The sequence below is a fragment of the Bacteroidales bacterium genome (assembly GCA_014860585.1).
In the GTDB taxonomy this organism is placed as follows: domain Bacteria; phylum Bacteroidota; class Bacteroidia; order Bacteroidales; family 4484-276; genus RZYY01.
The window spans coordinates 16,069-34,643 of the sequence record JACZJL010000060.1 but is presented as its reverse complement, the minus strand read 5'-3'; the positions used below and the strand labels follow the sequence as shown (position 1 = coordinate 34,643).

Here is an 18,575-nt window from a genome sequence, read left to right as displayed (position 1 = left end):
TACCTGCTTTGATATTTAAATGGCATTCTTAAAAAAGGCACTACTTTAGCGTCAAAATTGAAATCAGGAACTCATTTAACTTAAATCACAACAATGAAATGCTCTACTTTTACTCAAAAAATCACACTTTTCATTACTGTATTCACGCTTTTCGCAATGACTTTAACGGCGCAGGGCTGGCGGCCTTTGGAGATGGAAATAAAAGTAAGCCTGAATTCGAGGGAAGATGCAAAATTGCTCGGTGATCTGCGACTGAACGGCGATATTTACCGGGAATATGCCTTAATGTATGTCACTCCTGCCGAATTAAAAAAGATTGAACAGACAGGGTTAAGATTTGAGGTTACCAAAGATAACCTAAACGATTATTACAAAGATTTCTGGGAAACCCGCGAAGCTTATCACAACTACCAGGAAATCATTGCACTGATGGACAGCCTGGTTGCGGCGCTTCCCGATTTGGTAAAAAAGACAGTTTATGGTCAGTCGGTTCAGGGAAGGGAACTATCGGCGCTTACCATTACGCAAAATGTTAACCAGTACAACAGTCGCCCAAAAGTCGCATTTGACGGAAATATCCATGGCGATGAGATTGGCGGTGGTGAAAACATGATCCGATTTGCCCGTTGGCTATGCCAGCAATACAGTATTAATCCCGAAATCATCAATTTATTGAACACGAGGGAAGTATGGATTTTCCCGCTGGTCAACCCCGATGGCAGAGTCAATATGAACCGTTATAACGCCAATGGTATTGATCTGAATCGTGATGCCGGTTATCTGTGGGATGGCGAAGGAAGCAGCCCGGGTGTCTATTCGCAACCTGAATCCAAAGCGTTAAGGCAAATGTTTTATGAAAACGAGTTCAATATCCACGTCACTTACCATAGTGGTATCGAACTTTTTCTTTATCCATGGTACTTCCGCACCGATCAATGCCCGGATTACAACCAGGTGACCACATTGGCCAACGTTTACGTAACCAACTCCGGATACACGAATCTGGAAAGCGGGCCGGGAACTTCCCTTTATCCAACAACGGGGTCTACTGCAGAGTCTTTTTATGGGGTAATGGGTTCGCATGGCATTGTCATGGAACTATCGTCAAACAAGCAACCGCCGCCATCTCAACTCATGTATTATTTCAACATCAACCTCCCTTCGATGGTCAAAATGATCGAATACTCCGGATATGGTGTTGGCGGAACCATTACTGATGCAATCACCGGTGAACCTGTCCGGGCAACTGTTTATATCGGGAATACACTCCCCTGCTATTCCAACAAAACTGGCGGTGACTTCCATAAATTTATGGTGGCCGGCACTTACAACATCAAAGTAAAAGCCAACGGATACCAAACCAAACTAATCAACAATATTTCAGTAACAAATTTATCCTATACAAATGTAAATATTGAACTGGAGCCGGAGCAGCACCACAGCATTTTCAGGGTTTGTGCTACAAGGATCCCAGGCGGAAACATGGCTGATCCTGGCAAATCATGGGAGGTAATAGGACCACCTGACGGGCTCTATTATTCATTAGGCAAAAATGGATGGATGGTCTTCGATATGCAGGAACTGGTAGTAGATGGCGAGGGTGACGACATCATTGTATTTGAAGGCGACGGTTCACCGGAGGTTTTTGTTTTGTATGCCGGAGCGACAATGGATGGCCCCTGGGTTTTTGTTGGCGAAGGAAATGGTACATCCTCTTTCGACTTTTCCGGAACAGCACTAACTGAAGCGCGTTATTTTAAAATTGTGGACGATGGCGACGGATCAGCAACCGTGAATGGCGCCGGTTTCGACCTCGATGCCATTCAGGCGCTGAGTTCGATCAATGGTCCCTATATTTTGCTTACCGAATACATGATCAACGACCCAACCGGTAACAATAACGGCCAGCTTGACCCGGGCGAAACGGCTGATATCGACATCGTGCTTAAAAATATCGGTACCGAAGATGCACTCAACGTAATGGGCTCTCTTTCAACAGCAGATCCAAATATTACCATTTTAACAACGAATCCTCAGTCCTTTGGGAATCTGATGATCAACCAATCCGGTTCAGCCACATTTTCCATGACGGCCGATGAAGATATTCCTGCCGGGCACGTCACCACACTGGCTTTAAATTACTCAGGCGATAATGGTGTTTCTGGTATTAAATATATCGAACTCACTTTCCCGGATTATTGCTATCCAAACGCTAATTGCTCATTCGGCGACGGGTTCACCGGCTTTTCACTGCTAACCATCAGCAATATGAACAACGGTTGCAGCCCAAATGGTTATGGCGATTTCACAAACCTTTCCACTACACTCGAACCCGGACAGTCATACACTGTCAGTTGGCAAACAGGCTACAATGACCAGGAGGCCTGCCTGTGGATCGACCTGAACAGCGACAAAGAATTTGATGCTGATGAGCTGTTAATCAATGATTTTAACATGGCCTCTTCAGGTACGATTTACACGACTAATTTTACTGTTCCAGAAAGTGTTATGCCCGGTGAAAAGCGTCTCCGTATCCGGGCAAACTGGCAAAACTCCGCTGCAAACCCCTGCTCAAATTTTACCTATGGTGAAACCGAGGATTACACGGTGATTATTGAGGGGGAAATATTAATTGCCAACTTCACTGCAGATATCACCGAATTTTGCCTGGAGGGTGAAGTCCATTTTTCAGACAATTCCACCGGTACTGTGACTGCCTGGAACTGGGAATTTCCCGGAGGTGAACCATCAACATCATCTGAGGCCAACCCTGTTATTTTCTATGATACCCCTGGCTCATACGATGTAACCCTGACAGTAACAGGAGAACAGACCAATCACACTGTGGTCAAACCTGGTTTTATATCAGTTCATAGTCTTCCAGTAGTTGTATTCGCAGAAATACCGGATCAGTGCCTCAATTATCCACCCTTTGAGCTAACCGGAGGGAGTCCTGCCGGCGGCAGCTATTCTGGCCCCGGGGTCGTCGAAGGCTGGTTTTCCCCTGAAATTGCAGGCTTAGGGCTACACATGCTGACCTATACTTATACCGACCAGAATGGTTGCGAAAACAGCGCTGAACAAAATGTTCTTGTTGATGAGTGCACAGGAATAGAAGAGTACGGAAGGAATTTTTCCATTTTCCCAAATCCGGGAAAAGGAGATTTCTTCGTGATTCCGGATTTTACGATTCAAAATTCTGTCATCAAAATTTTCAACAATTCGGGTGAAACGGTATTTTGTATGACTGAAGTAAACCTTGTTTCAAATGAAGCTTTCCGGCTTGATTTAAAACATGTACCTTCTGGGGTTTACCTGTTGCAGATCGGGAATGATACAAGAACACAAAAGTTGATCATTAAATAAAAAATCATTCACAATTTTTGCTGCTTAATCCTTTTTCGTCCAGCCGTCTTTTAAGGGTACCGTCCGGTTAAATACCGGTTTACCCGGTTTTATATCGGGGTCAACGCTGAAATAACCGATCCGTTGAAATTGGAATTTTTCTCCGGCTTTTACATTGGCCAGGCTGGGTTCCAGTTTGCAATTGGTCAGCACTTTCAGCGAATCCGGGTTGAGATTCACTTTATAATCCTCTCCTTCGGCCACGTCTTCAGGGTTCTCCGTCTTGAAAAGTCGGTCGAACAGCCTTACCTCTCCTTCCACGGCATGAGCAGCAGAAACCCAATGGAGGGTACCTTTTACCTTGCGGCCACTGCCTGCGTCACCACTTCGGCTTTCGGGATCATAAGTGCAGTAAATTTCAGTTACTTCTCCGGTTTGTTCATCCAGCTTATAACTTTCACATTTGATAATGTATGCACTCTTCAGGCGGACTTCATTACCCGGGGCAAGCCGGAAAAATTTCTTTGGCGGGTCGATAAGAAAGTCTTCGCGTTCGATAAATATTTCTTTGGAGAATGGAATGATACGACTGCCGGAATCAGGATTTTCAGGATTGTTTTCAGTGGTCATTTCCTCCACCTGGTTATCGGGATAATTCGTGATGATCAGTTTAACCGGGTTAAGGACAGCCATAACGCGCCATGAAGATCTGTTGAGGTCTTCGCGGATGCTGTATTCAAGCAGAGCCACATCGATCACATTATCGCGTTTGGCCACGCCAACTTTTTCAGCAAAAACCCTGAGCGACTCCGGAGTATAACCTCTGCGGCGGAGTCCTGAGATGGTAGGCATACGCGGGTCATCCCAACCGTTTACATAACCGTCCTTAACCAGTTCGAGCAGTTTGCGCTTGCTCATCACGGTGTAGGTCAGGTTGAGTCGGGCAAATTCAATTTGCCGCGGACGGTATTCGGCCTCCTGTATCTGATCCACAAACCAGTCGTAAAGCGGGCGGTGTACTTCAAACTCAAGTGTGCAGATGGAATGGGTGATGCCTTCAAGGTAGTCGGACTCGCCATGCGCCCAGTCATACATCGGATAGATACACCATTTGTTGCCGGTGCGATGATGGTGAGCATGCAAAATCCGGTACATCACCGGGTCGCGCATGTGCATGTTGGGTGAAGCCATATCAATCTTTGCCCTGAGCACTTTTTCACCGTTTTTATATTCCCCTGCCTTCATCCTGCGGAATAAATCAAGATTTTCCTGAGGGGTGCGGTTTCTGTAAGGACTTTCAATTCCTGGTTTTGTGGGATGACCCCGCTGCTCAGAGATTACTTCAGCAGATTGATCATCAACATAAGCTTTGCCTTCCACAATCATTTTCTCAGACCATTCGTACAACTGATCGAAATAATCGGAAGCAAAAAACAGCCGGTCTTCCCAGTCGGCGCCCAGCCAGTGCACATCATCCATGATGGAATCAACATACTCCTGTTCCTCTTTGGTAGGGTTGGTATCGTCGAAGCGCAGGTTAAATTTCCCGTTGTATTTCTGGGCAATACCGTAATTCAACAAAATCGATTTGGCATGGCCGATATGGAGATAACCATTGGGCTCAGGCGGAAAGCGGGTGTGTACCCTGGTGTCGTTTTTCCCTTGTTTAAGGTCTTCATTAATAATGGCTTCGATAAAATTTACCGATGCCTTTGCTTCAGGAGTAGTCAGATTTTTTTCTTCGGTTGACATATAAATGGGCATTAAAAAACAAGCGTCAAAAATAGTATTTTAAAGGAACTCCCGGTGTGGAACAGAATACGGGAATTTTATTTTCCTGCCCGGAAAAGTCATCGGCAGCATCCATCTGCATAAAAAAGGAAGGTATTCACTTTATTTGTATCCTAATCAGTTCCAGCAAGAAAACTCCATTTGTTGACCCCAACCCTCCCGACTGCGTCGGAATAAATTCCGGGAGCAATGATTTTCAAGGACTTACTCCCTTTTCCCGAAGGGATTACTTTGGGAAGGGTGGGGAAAATAAATTGTTGAAAATAAATTCCTTAAAATGATTGGAATGTCATTGATCGTTTAAAACAAAAATCTCATTTCCGAAACCAGCCAGACCGCTTCATGATGAAAACTACTTTCCTCCCATTTTCCCATTTCCATATCTTTGCGGCCAATTTTTTAACGGAATCAGACTTATGGAAAACAAGAAACATTTCAAACGGCATACCATCACATCGGCGCTGCCTTATGCCAACGGACCATTGCACATTGGCCACCTGGCGGGGGTTTATGTCCCGGCTGACATTTACGTGCGCTACCTGAGATCAATTGGTGAAGAGGTAGTTTTTATCGGCGGTTCAGACGAGCATGGAGTGCCGATCACCATTAAAGCGCGTCAGCAGGGCGTTTCGCCACAGGATATTGTGAACAAATATCACAAGATCATGAAAGATTCGTTTGCTGGGTTTGGAATCTCTTTTGATATTTATTCAAGAACTTCCAATCTGATACACCACGAAACTTCGGCCGGAATGTTCAAAAAATTGTACGACGACGGTAAGTTTATCGAAAAGCATACGCATCAATATTTTGATGAAGCCAACCAGACCTTCCTGTCCGATCGCTACATAACCGGAACCTGCCCCCGTTGCAGTTTTGAGCGGGCTTACGGCGACCAGTGTGAAAACTGCGGCGCCTCGCTCAGTCCGACTGACCTGATCAATCCTAAATCAGCATTGAGTGGAAACGTGCCGTTGCTCAAAGAAACCAAACACTGGTATCTACCACTGGATGAATATACTGACTGGTTGAAAGAGTGGATTCTCGAAGGTCACAAGGACGACTGGAAAGTGAATGTTTACGGCCAGGTGAAATCGTGGATTGACCATGGTCTGCAGCCCCGCGCCGTTACCCGCGATCTCGACTGGGGTGTGAAAGTGCCGCTCCCCGATACCGAAGGCAAGGTGCTCTATGTGTGGTTTGATGCCCCTATCGGCTACATTTCGGCCACCCGCGAATGGGCTGAACAAAAAGGTGAGGACTGGGAAAAATGGTGGAAAGACCCTGAAACACGGTTGATCCATTTTATCGGCAAGGACAATATTGTGTTCCATTGCATCATTTTCCCGGCGATGCTTAAGGCTGAAGGATCGTATATTTTGCCCGAAAACGTGCCTGCATTCGAGTTTCTTAATCTCGAAGGGGAGAAAATCTCCACTTCCAACAATTGGGCTGTATGGTTACACGAATACCTGGTTGATTTTCCCGGAAAGCAGGATGTACTCCGTTATGTGCTCACAGCCAACGCCCCCGAAACCAAAGACAACGACTTCACCTGGAAAGATTTCCAGACCCGTAATAACAGTGAGTTGCTGGCCATTTTTGGCAACTTTGTAAACCGGACATTGGTTTTGACGCATAAATATTTTGACGGAAAAGTGCCGGAAGCAACCAGTTTGAATGAGGATGACCTGAAAGCCATCGAAGAAATTAAACAGATCCCGGGGAGAATCAGTCACAGCATCGACAGTTTCCGATTCCGCGAAGCACTGGCTGAGATGATGAACCTCGCCCGCCTTGGCAATAAATACCTCGCTGACAACGAGCCCTGGAAAGTAATCAAAACTGATGTGGATCGGGTGAAAACCGTGCTGAACATCTCCCTACAGATTTGTGCTAATCTTACCATTGTTGCAGAGCCATTCCTGCCATTTTCAGCCAAAAAGCTGGCTTCACTGCTCAATTTTGAAGAATTGAAATGGAATTTCGCAGGAAGCGCCGAATTGCTCAAAACCGGTCATTTAATCAATCAGCCGGAATTATTGTTTGACAAGATCGAGGATGAGATCGTGGAAGCGCAAATGCAAAAACTTTTCGATACCCGCATAGAAAACCAGAACAACGCTTATCAGCCCAACCCGTCCAAAGAGACAATCAATTATGAGGAATTTGCCAAAATGGACATCCGCACCGGAACCATCCTCCAGGCCGAAAGGGTACCCAAAACCAAAAAGCTGATGAAACTTAAGATTGACACCGGTATTGACCAGCGCACTGTAGTTTCGGGAATTGCTGAATATTTTGAACCCGAACAGATCATTGGCCGCAAAGTAAGTATTCTGGTTAATCTTGAGTCAAAGCAACTCAAAGGCATTACTTCGCACGGGATGATCCTGATGGCTGAAAACCCTGATGGATCACTCGGATTCGTTGCACCGCCTGATAACTATGTGAACGGGAGTGAAATCAAGTAACTATTTGGTTATTGCCGAACCTGTTTTATTGCCAAATGGAAGGGTTATCCCAAGCCAGGGAATGGCTATGAACTGATCCATTTCACTGGAAAATGGTAAAAGAAGTCCATAATCCAATCCTGCGTTCTTGATAATCTGTCTTCCCCCCAAACTGATCAATAAAACATTGGCATCAGCACCATTGATAAAGTAGTTTTCGGTAATAAAATATCCCCTGGCCCCCGTACGAAACATCCCATTGAAATTGAGCATCGGTGATTGTGCCCAATCGCCGCCTGCATAACCATATCCCATTCCGAAGGTAACATTGTTATCTTTTGAACCGCTGGTTACAAGGCCATAAACAATCCCGAATCCGGCATTTTCCTCACCCAGTACAGTACCGATCAACGCACCTCCGCCCAGGTTGAACTTATCTGACTTCACTGGTATGGAAAATTTTGGAGTAATCCACATGGGGGTTGACTCTCCGAAAAAGAACAATGGCACCATTCCCGCTCCAATCGAAATGTTATCAGTAACTCCAACCGCAAAGGAGTTGAACAGTACCCAGACATTTTGGTAGTACCCCTCGCCCGCTTTCAAACCATATCCATTTGGCGAGAAAAAATAGCGGGTAGCCTGTGGGTTGTCGAACCAGTATTGCCCTTCCTTCATCTTTGTTGGGATGATCAACTCCATTTTTTTAATGTTGGTCCTTAAAACCGTGATCTCGCCGAGTAACTGGGTTTTTAACACCACTTTTTGATCATCCTCTTCAACCAATACTCCGGTGAACGTATTCCCATCAACCGTCTCGATAAAATACGAAACAGAATCCTGACGGGGCTGGCAAAAGCTGTTGAAAGTCATGAACAGAAAGAAAACGAACAACATCAATTGATTTGTTTTCATAAAAATATGGGTTAGGTTAATTGTGCACAAATGTAATCAAATTGAGTTGGAAATACAAATTCAGCATCAGAAGTAAATATTTCTCCTGTCGGTTGACCTTCGCGTCCCGAGCGGGATGTATTCTATGCAGTGATTTCTTGAAATAAGCCTTTTGACACGTTCAGCTACCTATTCGCAATCCTCCGGTTATTGAACAAGATCGGGTTTTCTTCAAGACTTCTTGGGAGGGCTCATCCCAAACTGAAACATGCACAAATTTTTGTTTGAATAAAGCTTTGGGGGGTTGTATTCTCATTTTCCCTTGTATTTACCATGAGAGTGGTTTAATTAACCGATGATTGATCGTGTTAAGTAAACTTCAGCAAACCAATCTGAAAATTACATTATCTCATCATCTTAAAACGCTTCATTAAAGCTGAAATAGAAGCCTTTTGAGTTTTTGCCTATACCATAATCAATGCGGAGATTCATCCGTTTCACCACTTCAAACCGCAACCCGACTCCGGCATTGGGCAGCCAATCCGTTAATTCACCCATAGATTCGGCAATGGAGCCCGCTCCTGCCCAAACCACAAAACCAAAAGGACCATAGAGATCCCCGCGGCTGTTCGGTGTATTTCTTGTAAACATGTGCCTGTATTCGGTAATCATGAACAATGAGGAATAATCGCGGTAACGCCCCCAGGTGTAACCTCTCAGGTCGAAAGGAGTGCCGACCATCGAAAGCTCCGTCCAGGGCACATCCTCAAGACTGGTCCTTGCTTTTACCTGCCAGGCCAGCGTGCTTCCTTTTCGCCGAACTTGCCGGTATTGCCTGTAATCCAGTTCATACACCTGAAAATCATTACTTTCCTTTGACAGCCTCCCGTAGTTGGTGCCTGCAAATTCAAATAACATCCCATTATAAGCATTTTCCGGAAAGTCGCGGCTGTCGTAACGCAATACCAATCCAAAGCCTTTGTTGTAAACCTCTGAGCCATGAAGCATGTAGTTGGAATCAGCGGCCATCACCGGATTGACTTCAGTGGCCTCGGTGTTGTTATTATCGTAATTGAGACCCACAAAGAAATCCTTTGCCACCATGTAGGCAATCTTAAACTTGAACTGCTTCCAGTTGCGCTGGTAGGCGGTGGTAGAGTCCGACTCGGGGGTGTTGAGCCCTTTATCGTATCCCACGCCCCAGTAGTTGTCCGGCATGTTTTTGTTCCAGTACTCGCCGGTGATTCGCAGCTTGTCGCTTAAACCGTAAATGTTGGCGCGGATACTAATCAGCAATGACCCATTGGTACTGTATCCTACCGAGAACGGTATGGTGGAGCGTGAAAGCAGTTTGTCGTCAGGGCTGATCTTGAATGTGTAAAGACCGCCGGCTGTAAGCATAAAAGAGGTCTCAGGGGTGTAGGACGGTGCAGCAAAAGGGGTCAGTGTGGATCGGCCACGCTCGATTTTCCAGTTGTTAATCGAATCCATCCGCTGGAGAAAATTCTTCTTTTGGGGAACAGAATCTGCTTCCTGTGAAAACAGGTGGGTCACAGGCAAAAATAAAAACAGTAGGACTATAAGCTGTTCTCGCTTCATGCTTTTACATTAAGACGGTAAAAGTAATTTTTTAGCAAATTCCGGTGTGAATTTATTTTTCCATCGGAATCCTTTCGTGGCAATATGGTTTCTAATCCTGAAGCCCCAATTCTATAAACGTTATGCTGGTGTAAGGTTTTTCGTTGTTTTCTAATTCTTTCCGGTACATTGCGGTAATAATCTGGTAAGCTGCCTGCAGGCTTTCTTCCGGGGTTCGTTCGGCCATATATTTAAAGGTGGCTTCATTTTCTTCCTGAAGTGAAGAAAAAAACTGAATCTTTGCACCACCAAAAGTTAATTGAGGTTCATTTGCCTTGATATTGTTCATTTTGTGTTTGCCTAATTTTTTCTTAGTCATTACTTAGAATTTGATGAAAGGTTACCCAAAAAAAATTAAAACCTTTTGATAGTGCAAAGAAAATAAAAGCTGGATTCAAGAAATAAAAACTTTTTCAATGGAAAACCAACCTACTGATTCACCCATCATTCAAACGACCATCGCCTTTGTCAAACAGCACCTTGCAGGGGGAGAAGGAGGCCATGACTGGTGGCATATTTACCGGGTGTGGAAGATGGCCAGAAGGATTGCGGTGGAAGAACAGGCCAACCCGTTGGTTGTTGAACTGGCCGCGCTGCTGCACGACATTGCTGATCCTAAATTTCACGGCGGTGACGAAGAAATCGCGCCGCGGCTTGCAGCAGATTTTTTAGCCGGACAAGGTGTGGACAAAAACACGATCGATCACGTCGTCAACATCATCCGGAATATGTCGTTCAAAAGCAGTCTGGGGCAAATTGAATTTCACTCCAAAGAACTTGAAGTGGTGCAGGATGCCGACAGGCTGGATGCCATCGGCGCCATTGGCATTGCCAGGGCGTTCAATTATGGCGGATTTAAAAACAGGCCACTTTACGATCCTGAAATCAAGCCAAAGCCCAATCAAACCAAAGAGGAATATAAAAAGTCAGATGCCCCTACAATCAATCATTTCTATGAAAAACTGCTCTTGTTAAAAGATAAGATGAACACTGCAACGGGTAAGCGCATTGCCGAAAAACGGCATCACTTTATCCTTGCATACCTTGAAAGATTTTATGCAGAGTGGAATGGAATTCAATGATTCCAAAAATCAAACAACAGATGCTCAGGTTAAAGGAATATCCCGGGTTTCGAAAATTTTACACTTCACCGGGCATAAAACTTTGACAGGTGCACACCAAATTCCTGTCTCCATAAGCATCATCAATACGGGTCACCGGTGGCCAGTACTTGTCGGCTTTACTGCAAGCAATAGGAAATACAGCTTTGGAGCGTGAGTAGGGTTTATTCCAATCTTCGGAAGTGACCATGCAGGCAGTGTGTGGCGCGTTTTTCAGCACATTGTTTTTATTGTCTGCCTTGCCCTGGACGATCTCATCAATTTCACCCCTGATACTGATCATGGCGTCAACAAATCGGTTCAATTCATCGAGCGGTTCACTTTCAGTCGGTTCAACCATTAAGGTGCCATGAACAGGAAAGGCAACCGTTGGTGCATGGAAGCCATAATCCATCAAACGCTTGGCGATATCTATCACTGCTATTCCTGCAGTTTTGCTGAATTCATTGCAATCAATAATCATCTCGTGCCCAACACGACCGTTTTTGCCTGTATAAAGGATTTTGTAATGATTCTTTAGCGCATCTTTCAGATAGTTGGCGGTAAGAATGGCAATTTTGGTGGCCAGTACTAAACCATTACCACCAAGCAGTTTTATGTATCCGTAAGAAATAGGTAAAATCAGGGCACTTCCAAAAGGCGCCGAAGAAACGGCGGTGATGCCCTTTTCTCCGCCGGTTTTAACAAAATGATGTGCCGGCAAATATGGAGCAAGGTGCTTTGCCACACCGATCGGACCAACACCGGGGCCTCCGCCGCCATGCGGAATGGCAAAGGTCTTGTGAAGATTCAGATGACAAACATCAGCGCCGATAATTCCTGGATTGGTCAGCCCTACCTGGGCATTCATGTTGGCGCCATCCATGTATACCTGTCCGCCATTATCGTGGATCACCTGGATAATGTCCATCACATCCTGCTCAAAAATACCGTGTGTAGAGGGATAGGTGATCATCAAAGCGGCCAGGTTTTCCTTATATTTTTCAGCTTTTTCCTTCAGGTCAACAAGGTCAATATTTCCATCCTGGTCTGACTTAACAACAACCACCTCCATACCTGCCATCACCGCACTTGCAGGATTGGTTCCGTGAGCGGAGGCCGGAATGAGACAAATGGTACGGTGTGACTGGCCGGTGCTTTTCAGGTATTCCCTGATCACAAGCAATCCCGTGTATTCCCCTGAAGCACCCGAATTGGGTTGAAATGAAATCCCGGCAAATCCGGTGATTTCGCAAAGGTCTTTTTCAAGATTTTGTATCAATTCAGCATACCCGGCAGCCTGCTCGGCAGGTACAAAAGGATGCAGGCTGTTAAACTCGGACCATGACAAAGCAAACATCTCAGCTGCAGCATTGAGTTTCATCGTGCATGAACCCAGCGGAATCATCGTGCGGTTTAAGGCCAGGTCACGATTTTCCAGTTTTTTCATGTAACGCATCATCTCTGTTTCGGAGTGGAAACGGTTGAATACCCTATCGGTCATAAACGCAGATTCCCGATGCAGGTCAGCGGGGATGCGGCTTTTTAATGTTTTCGTCACGGGTTGGAAAGGTTTCCCGCCGGCAAGGGCAAAAACTTCAAGAATCTGGTTAACATCCTGAATGCTTGTGGTTTCATCAAGGCTTATTCCTATCCATTGATCATCATATCTGAAATTCATCTCCTGGTCAAGAGCGAGATTTCTTATTTTTTCAACCGAAACTCCCCTAACAGCCTCAATACTCAGGGTATCAAAGAAAAATTTGTTGTGCTGTGTGTACCCCAATTTTTCGAGCCCTTCACTCAGGGTCACTGCAAGATGGTGCACTTCGGCAGCAATATTTTTAATACCTTCCGGACCATGATAAACGCCATACATACCGGCCATGATAGCCAAAAGCGCCTGGGCTGTGCAAATGTTGGAGGTAGCACGCTCCCGCTTGATATGTTGTTCTCGGGTCTGTAATGCCATTCTCAATGCCTTGTCACCATTGGCGTCCACCGAAACACCGATGATTCTTCCCGGCAGGTTGCGCTTAAACTCCTCTTTAGAGGCAAAGAAAGCAGCATGTGGACCGCCATATCCCATAGGCACGCCAAACCGCTGACTCGATCCGACAACAATGTCGGCGCCCCATTCACCCGGAGGAGTTAATAGTGCAAGGCTAAGCAAATCGGCTGCGACAGCAACAAAAGCTCCATGAGCATGTGCCTGCTGAGTAAAGGCGGTCAAATCATGGATTTCACCTTTTTGGTCAGGATATTGAACAATACCACCAAACACCATGAGGTCAAACACGAAAGATGTATGATCACTAAAAATCAAATCAATGTTTAGCGGAAATGCACGTGTTTTGATGACTTCAATGGTTTGAGGGAAGAGTGCGTTCGAAACAAAAAACTTGTTGGCGCCAGCTTTCACCGAATCTCTCGAGCGTGAGTTAAATGCCATGATCATGGCCTCGGCCGCCGCAGTGCCTTCGTCAAGAAGTGATGCATTGGCAATAGGAAGACCGGTGAGGTCAGAGATCATGGTCTGAAAATTCAGTAAAGCCTCGAGTCTGCCTTGCGAGATTTCGGCCTGGTAAGGGGTGTATGAAGTGTACCAACCTGGATTCTCGAGAATATTTCGCTGAATAACGCCCGGAAGTATAGTGTTGTAATAACCGAGACCAATATAGGTTTTGAACAATTTATTCTTCGATCCCAATGCTTTCAAATGGGAAATATATTCGTACTCATTAATCCCTTGAGGCAGGTTCAACGGCTTTTTCATCCTGATCTTTGCAGGTATTGTTTCATCAATTAATTGGTCCAGACTACCTGCACCTACCATTTTCAACATTTCAGGCATTTCCTTCTCCGATACTCCATTGTGTCTTAAAGCAAAATTGTTAGTCAACATGTTAATTATCAATTATATCTGATTAAAAATACGATTCAAAAGCGCTGCAAAAATAATCAACTTTGCACGATTTTTCGGTCTTTGTGTTATTTAATTAACGAAAGAATTCTTTTTTTAAGAAAAATCCTTCGTTCTTGAGTTGACAATGTTTGTGGCCGGATAACAAATCCGCGACTGTTTTGATTTTACACCAAAATCAACTTCAAAAAATCAACTCACTGATTAATGAACGTGCAATCGTTGGATGAGATCTTGAACGGTCATTTCAGTTTGTTCGCCTGTTTTCATGTTTTTAACCGAAAGTACATCCCTGCTGATCTCCTCTTTACCTATTAATATGACAAATGGTATCTGCTTTTTGTCGGCATAAGTCAACTGTTTTTTCATTTTGGCAGACTCCGGAAAAAGTTCCGCATTGATACCTGCCTGTCTGATTTTTCTGATTAATTTCAAACAATGATGTTGTTCTTCATCACCAAAATTCACAAACAACACCTGTGAAGAAATACCGTCGGAAGAAGGGAAAAGATTTAGCTCGTTCATCACGTCATAAATACGGTCGGCGCCAAAAGAAATTCCCACACCTGAAGTGCCGGGCATACCGAAAATTCCTGTAAGGTCGTCGTAACGCCCTCCTCCACAAATGCTACCTATTTTCACATCTTTTGCTTTGACTTCGATAATGGCGCCGGTGTAATAATTCAAACCACGTGCAAGGGTAAGGTCAAGTTCCACATCAGCATCAGGAAGCAGTTCGCCTGCAAATTGAAGAATTGTCCGCATCTCACTGATACCTTTAAGTCCTGTTTCGCTGGGCTGGAGTTCATTTTCGAGTTTTGATAACTTCTCAGCAGAATTTCCGCTAAGGGCAAGCACGGGTTGCAATTTTGTGATGGCATCCTGCGACACTCCTTTCAGGCTTAACTCCTCATTCACTTTATCCAACCCGATTTTTTCAAGTTTATCAATGGCAACGGTAATGTCGACCATTTTATCGGCTTCTCCGATAATCTCTGCAATACCTGCCAGGATTTTACGGTTGTTTAACTTGATGGCTATGCTTATTCCAAGTATCTCAAAAATATCGACAATCATTTGGATCAATTCCACTTCATTCAGCAAAGCATCACTGCCGATCACATCCACATCGCATTGATAAAATTCGCGGTATCGTCCTTTTTGCGGCCGGTCGGCACGCCAGACAGGTTGAATCTGGTACCGCTTAAAAGGAAAAGCAATATCGTTTCGATATTGAACGACATAACGGGCAAACGGCACTGTCAAGTCATAACGGAGTCCTTTCTCACAGATTTTAGAAGCCAGAGTTGCCGAATCCTTTTTTTCTAAATCAGCAGTGTCTATTTCACTGATGAAATCTCCCGAATTAAGGATTCTGAACAGAAGTTTATCCCCCTCTTCGCCATATTTACCAAGCAAAGTAGAAAGATTTTCCATGGCTGGCGTTTCGATGGGCAGGTAACCATAGAGTTGGAAAACCTTTCTGATGGAGTCGAAAATATAGTTCCGCCGAACCATTTCGGCAGGCGAAAAATCCCTTGTTCCTTTAGGTATTGAAGGTTTTTGAATGATCATTTTACCGGTTTCAAATTGGTGATTAAAATATTAAGCTAAAGCCCAATGGCATTGAGCAGTTTTTCGATGTATAAAGCTACTCCGGGCTCACCTTCAGCCGGCGCCCAGGGTGCAAAGTTTTTGGCGGTGGAGGGAAAATATGGACCAGCTTTAACTTCGTAAGCTACCGAAGCGGTCTTCAGGGAGAGCAGGGTATGAAAAGTCTTTCCCGGAATCTCAACTCCATATTTACCCTCATTGGCATCCAATATGCTATGATCAGTGATGTTCCCGTCATCATCAAAAATAATTGCAACGAACCTGCCACGCAACACCAGAAAAATTTCAAATTTATCCGGATCCTCGTGCTTGTGCGGCTGAATGTAAGTTCCCGGTTCCATCGCATTCAACATTCGGTGCAACGGCTCCTCATGTGTCGGGTGAAAATTATAATTCATCCGCAGGCGTGGACTTTTCATTGCCAGTTCGGATGTCTTATTCAATAAACAGGTGTCAATTTTTATCACGTTGATGGATGAGTTACCGGCGCAAAAGTATCTAAAAAGAAGAAACTTAACGGATTGTCAGCAATAGGATTGAGAATAAAACCATAAAGTCCTTAGATTGATGATTCCGCCCTGTTATCGCTACTCTTGATGATTTGGAGGACAGTGCAAATTAAACCTTAAATCGGCTCCGCCAGAAAACTCACTAAAATAGATTATTGACCTGCTTTAAAGCCTTCAATGCCTTTGTCGAGGAACACAAGAAACTGGTCAACATCGGTATTGAAACTGTATGGCTCAGCCAAACGTTTTTCATTGTGATCAAGCAAAACATAGTAAGGTTGTGAATTCACACCATAATTCCTTGCCTGGAAATCACTCCATTTAGCGCCAACAGTCCTGATATTTTTTTCTCTTCCACCAAAATCAGAAACAAACTGATCTTCTTTGGGTAAGGCCGTCCGCTCATCCACATAGAGTGAAACAATGATGTATTCATCTCTCAGGCGCTGCAAAACACGGGGATCGCTCCAAACCGACTGCTCCATCTTTTTGCAGTTGGCACATCCCAGGCCGGTGAAATCAAGAAATACCGGCCTACCGGCTGTTTTAGCATATTCCAAACCTTCTTCATAATCAAGGAATTTGATCAGTCCGTATGCACCTTCCTTTGTTTTATACTTGCTGTAATCATGGGTTAAAGCGGGCGCTGCCGACTGCATGCCCCCGGTTCCGACCCTGTTGAGGTTGAATTCCTGGGTTGTAATGGGTGGTGCAAAGGAACTGATAGCATTAAGCGGCGCTCCCCACATACCGGGTATCAGGTAAATAGTAAATGCAAAAGTGACAATCACGAAAAACAAGCGCGGAACGGAGACATAATGTAAGTCATCATCATGATGAAATTTGATTTTACCCAGCAGGTAAAAACCCATTAACCCAAACAAAGTGATCCAGATGGCGAGGAAGGTCTCACGGTTGAGTAGTCCCCATTGACCCACAGCATCAGCGACGGAGAAAAACTTCAATGAAAAGGCAACAAGGATAAATGCCAGGACCACTTTCACCGAGTTAAGCCATCCCCCTGACTTTGGCATCGAGCCAAGCATTGACGGGAAAATGGCAAGCAGCGTAAAAGGAATGGCAAGTGCAACGGCAAAACCTGCCATGCCCAACATCGGCGAAAGCCAACTTCCACTCACGGCAGCCTGAACAAGCAGCGTTCCGATGATTGGGCCGGTACACGAAAACGAAACAAGTACCAGCACAAATGCCATTAAAAACACACCTAACAAACCTCCGCTTTTCTCAGCCTGGTTATCCATTTTGTTAATCCAGCTTGATGGCAACTGCAGCTCAAAAGCACCAAAGAACGCTGCAGCAAAAATCAGTAGCAATAAAAAGAAGAAAATATTAAATATTGGGCTGGTTGCCATCAGGTTCAACTGATCAGAACCAAAAATTAATGAAATGCCCATGCCAAGCAACACATAAATAACCACGATCGAAAATCCGTAAAAGATCGCATCGCGGCGACCTTTTGCCTTACTTCCTGATCCTCTGATGAAATAACTTACTGTCATCGGAATCATGGGGAAAACACACGGAGTAATCAAAGCAAGTAAACCGCCAAACAGGCCGACAATAAACATGTACCAGATACTTTCAGAGGACTCGTCTGGTTTACTGTCCTCAGCGGTAGCATTATCCACAGCTTCAAGTGTACTCTCTTTAACAGGCTCGGCAATGGTTTCAACAGAATCAACAGAATCAGCCGGTTCAACTGCCAAAGCAGGCGACTCAACTTTGAAAGAAAACGAAAACTCCAGGTCAGTCGGAGGCAGGCACTTCTCGTTATCACAGCACATGTATTCAAGGAAGCCGGAAATTTTAAGTGGTTGATCAGTTAGAATCCGGATTTCACGCGAAAATTCAGCTTTTTTCTTTAACAACTTGAGCACCATACCAAAATTGGGATCCTCTTTTTCCTCCGGAACGGGTTCTTTAAAAACAACACGGTAAATGATGGTTCCATCACCTGCATAACTTTCTTCCTCAGTAACTTCAACGTCACTGTCAACAAATTCAAAGCCCTTCAGGTCATTAAAATAAAAGGATGTTTTAATTGGACCACCATCGGGCAAATGTTGCGAGTACAAATACCAACCTTCATCAATTGTGGCCTTAAAAGTCAGTTTAGCAGTATTCTTTCCGGTCATTTCTCCGGAATGACTCCATTTTACCGGTTCAAGAACCTGTGATTTTCCTTGGAATGAAAAAATGACAAAGAGCAGCAATAAAAGCAAATTGCTCAGAGCATACTTGAGTGAAGTTGAAGTAAATTTCATAAAATCAAATTGTTGTTGAAAAA

The 18,575-nt window shown here is 44.6% G+C and carries 11 protein-coding genes; 3 read left to right on the top strand and 8 right to left on the bottom strand.

Annotated elements, in window-relative coordinates; translation table 11 throughout:
- Window positions 1-93: 93 nt before the first annotated feature.
- The gene (locus IH598_06565) at window positions 94-3,366 is read left to right on the top strand and encodes a T9SS type A sorting domain-containing protein (GenBank protein MBE0638161.1); all 3,273 of its coding nucleotides are present in this window, start codon (window positions 94-96) and stop codon (window positions 3,364-3,366) included.
- A gap of 24 nt (window positions 3,367-3,390) precedes the next feature.
- Here IH598_06565 and IH598_06560 read toward each other — a convergent pair whose 3' ends face one another.
- Window positions 3,391-5,097: a glutamine--tRNA ligase/YqeY domain fusion protein gene (locus tag IH598_06560; GenBank protein MBE0638160.1), complete on the bottom strand. Its 1,707-nt coding sequence runs from the start codon at window positions 5,095-5,097 to the stop codon at window positions 3,391-3,393.
- A 455-nt stretch (window positions 5,098-5,552) separates the two neighbouring features.
- Here IH598_06560 and metG point away from each other — a divergent pair, with 455 nt between their 5' ends.
- On the top strand, window positions 5,553-7,610 hold the full coding sequence (metG, locus tag IH598_06555; protein ID MBE0638159.1) for a methionine--tRNA ligase: 2,058 nt from the start codon (window positions 5,553-5,555) through the stop codon (window positions 7,608-7,610).
- Here metG and IH598_06550 read toward each other — a convergent pair whose 3' ends face one another.
- From IH598_06550 to IH598_06540, 3 genes are all read right to left on the bottom strand, one after another.
- The gene (locus IH598_06550) at window positions 7,611-8,291 is read right to left on the bottom strand and encodes a hypothetical protein (protein ID MBE0638158.1); all 681 of its coding nucleotides are present in this window, start codon (window positions 8,289-8,291) and stop codon (window positions 7,611-7,613) included. It abuts the gene before it with no gap.
- A gap of 609 nt (window positions 8,292-8,900) precedes the next feature.
- A complete protein-coding gene (locus IH598_06545; protein MBE0638157.1) occupies window positions 8,901-10,082 on the bottom strand; it encodes a hypothetical protein in 1,182 nt (393 codons plus the stop codon).
- A gap of 91 nt (window positions 10,083-10,173) precedes the next feature.
- Window positions 10,174-10,440 carry a hypothetical protein gene (locus tag IH598_06540; GenBank protein MBE0638156.1) on the bottom strand — a complete coding sequence of 89 codons (267 nt, stop codon included), beginning with the start codon at window positions 10,438-10,440 and terminating at the stop codon, window positions 10,174-10,176.
- Window positions 10,441-10,537: 97 nt separating this feature from the next.
- On the opposite strand from IH598_06540, the gene IH598_06535 reads away from it, so the two are divergent.
- A complete protein-coding gene (locus tag IH598_06535; protein MBE0638155.1) occupies window positions 10,538-11,203 on the top strand; it encodes an HD domain-containing protein in 666 nt (221 codons plus the stop codon).
- A gap of 58 nt (window positions 11,204-11,261) precedes the next feature.
- On the opposite strand, the gene gcvP is transcribed toward IH598_06535, so the two are convergent.
- The 4 genes from gcvP to IH598_06515 form a co-directional block, all read right to left on the bottom strand.
- On the bottom strand, window positions 11,262-14,126 hold the full coding sequence (gene gcvP / locus IH598_06530) for an aminomethyl-transferring glycine dehydrogenase (GenBank protein ID MBE0638154.1): 2,865 nt from the start codon (window positions 14,124-14,126) through the stop codon (window positions 11,262-11,264).
- Between the two features lie 222 nt (window positions 14,127-14,348).
- Window positions 14,349-15,713, bottom strand: coding sequence for a histidine--tRNA ligase (locus IH598_06525; GenBank protein MBE0638153.1), 1,365 nt, complete (start codon window positions 15,711-15,713; stop codon window positions 14,349-14,351).
- A 41-nt stretch (window positions 15,714-15,754) separates the two neighbouring features.
- Window positions 15,755-16,225: a WbuC family cupin fold metalloprotein gene (locus tag IH598_06520; GenBank protein MBE0638152.1), complete on the bottom strand. Its 471-nt coding sequence runs from the start codon at window positions 16,223-16,225 to the stop codon at window positions 15,755-15,757.
- A 194-nt stretch (window positions 16,226-16,419) separates the two neighbouring features.
- On the bottom strand, window positions 16,420-18,552 hold the full coding sequence (locus IH598_06515; GenBank protein ID MBE0638151.1) for a thioredoxin family protein: 2,133 nt from the start codon (window positions 18,550-18,552) through the stop codon (window positions 16,420-16,422).
- Window positions 18,553-18,575 lie beyond the last annotated feature (23 nt).

Excerpts from the sequence above, each read along its gene's own strand:
- IH598_06540 (MBE0638156.1), bottom strand. The coding sequence starts at position 10,440 with ATGACTAAGAAAAAATTAGGCAAACACAAAATGAACAATATCAAGGCA.
- IH598_06565 (MBE0638161.1), top strand. The coding sequence starts at position 94 with ATGAAATGCTCTACTTTTACTCAAAAAATCACACTTTTCATTACTGTA.
- IH598_06535 (MBE0638155.1), top strand. The coding sequence starts at position 10,538 with ATGGAAAACCAACCTACTGATTCACCCATCATTCAAACGACCATCGCC.
- gcvP (MBE0638154.1), bottom strand. The coding sequence starts at position 14,126 with ATGTTGACTAACAATTTTGCTTTAAGACACAATGGAGTATCGGAGAAG.
- IH598_06515 (MBE0638151.1), bottom strand. The coding sequence starts at position 18,552 with ATGAAATTTACTTCAACTTCACTCAAGTATGCTCTGAGCAATTTGCTT.
- IH598_06545 (MBE0638157.1), bottom strand. The coding sequence starts at position 10,082 with ATGAAGCGAGAACAGCTTATAGTCCTACTGTTTTTATTTTTGCCTGTG.
- IH598_06550 (MBE0638158.1), bottom strand. The coding sequence starts at position 8,291 with ATGGAGTTGATCATCCCAACAAAGATGAAGGAAGGGCAATACTGGTTC.
- IH598_06560 (MBE0638160.1), bottom strand. The coding sequence starts at position 5,097 with ATGTCAACCGAAGAAAAAAATCTGACTACTCCTGAAGCAAAGGCATCG.
- metG (MBE0638159.1), top strand. The coding sequence starts at position 5,553 with ATGGAAAACAAGAAACATTTCAAACGGCATACCATCACATCGGCGCTG.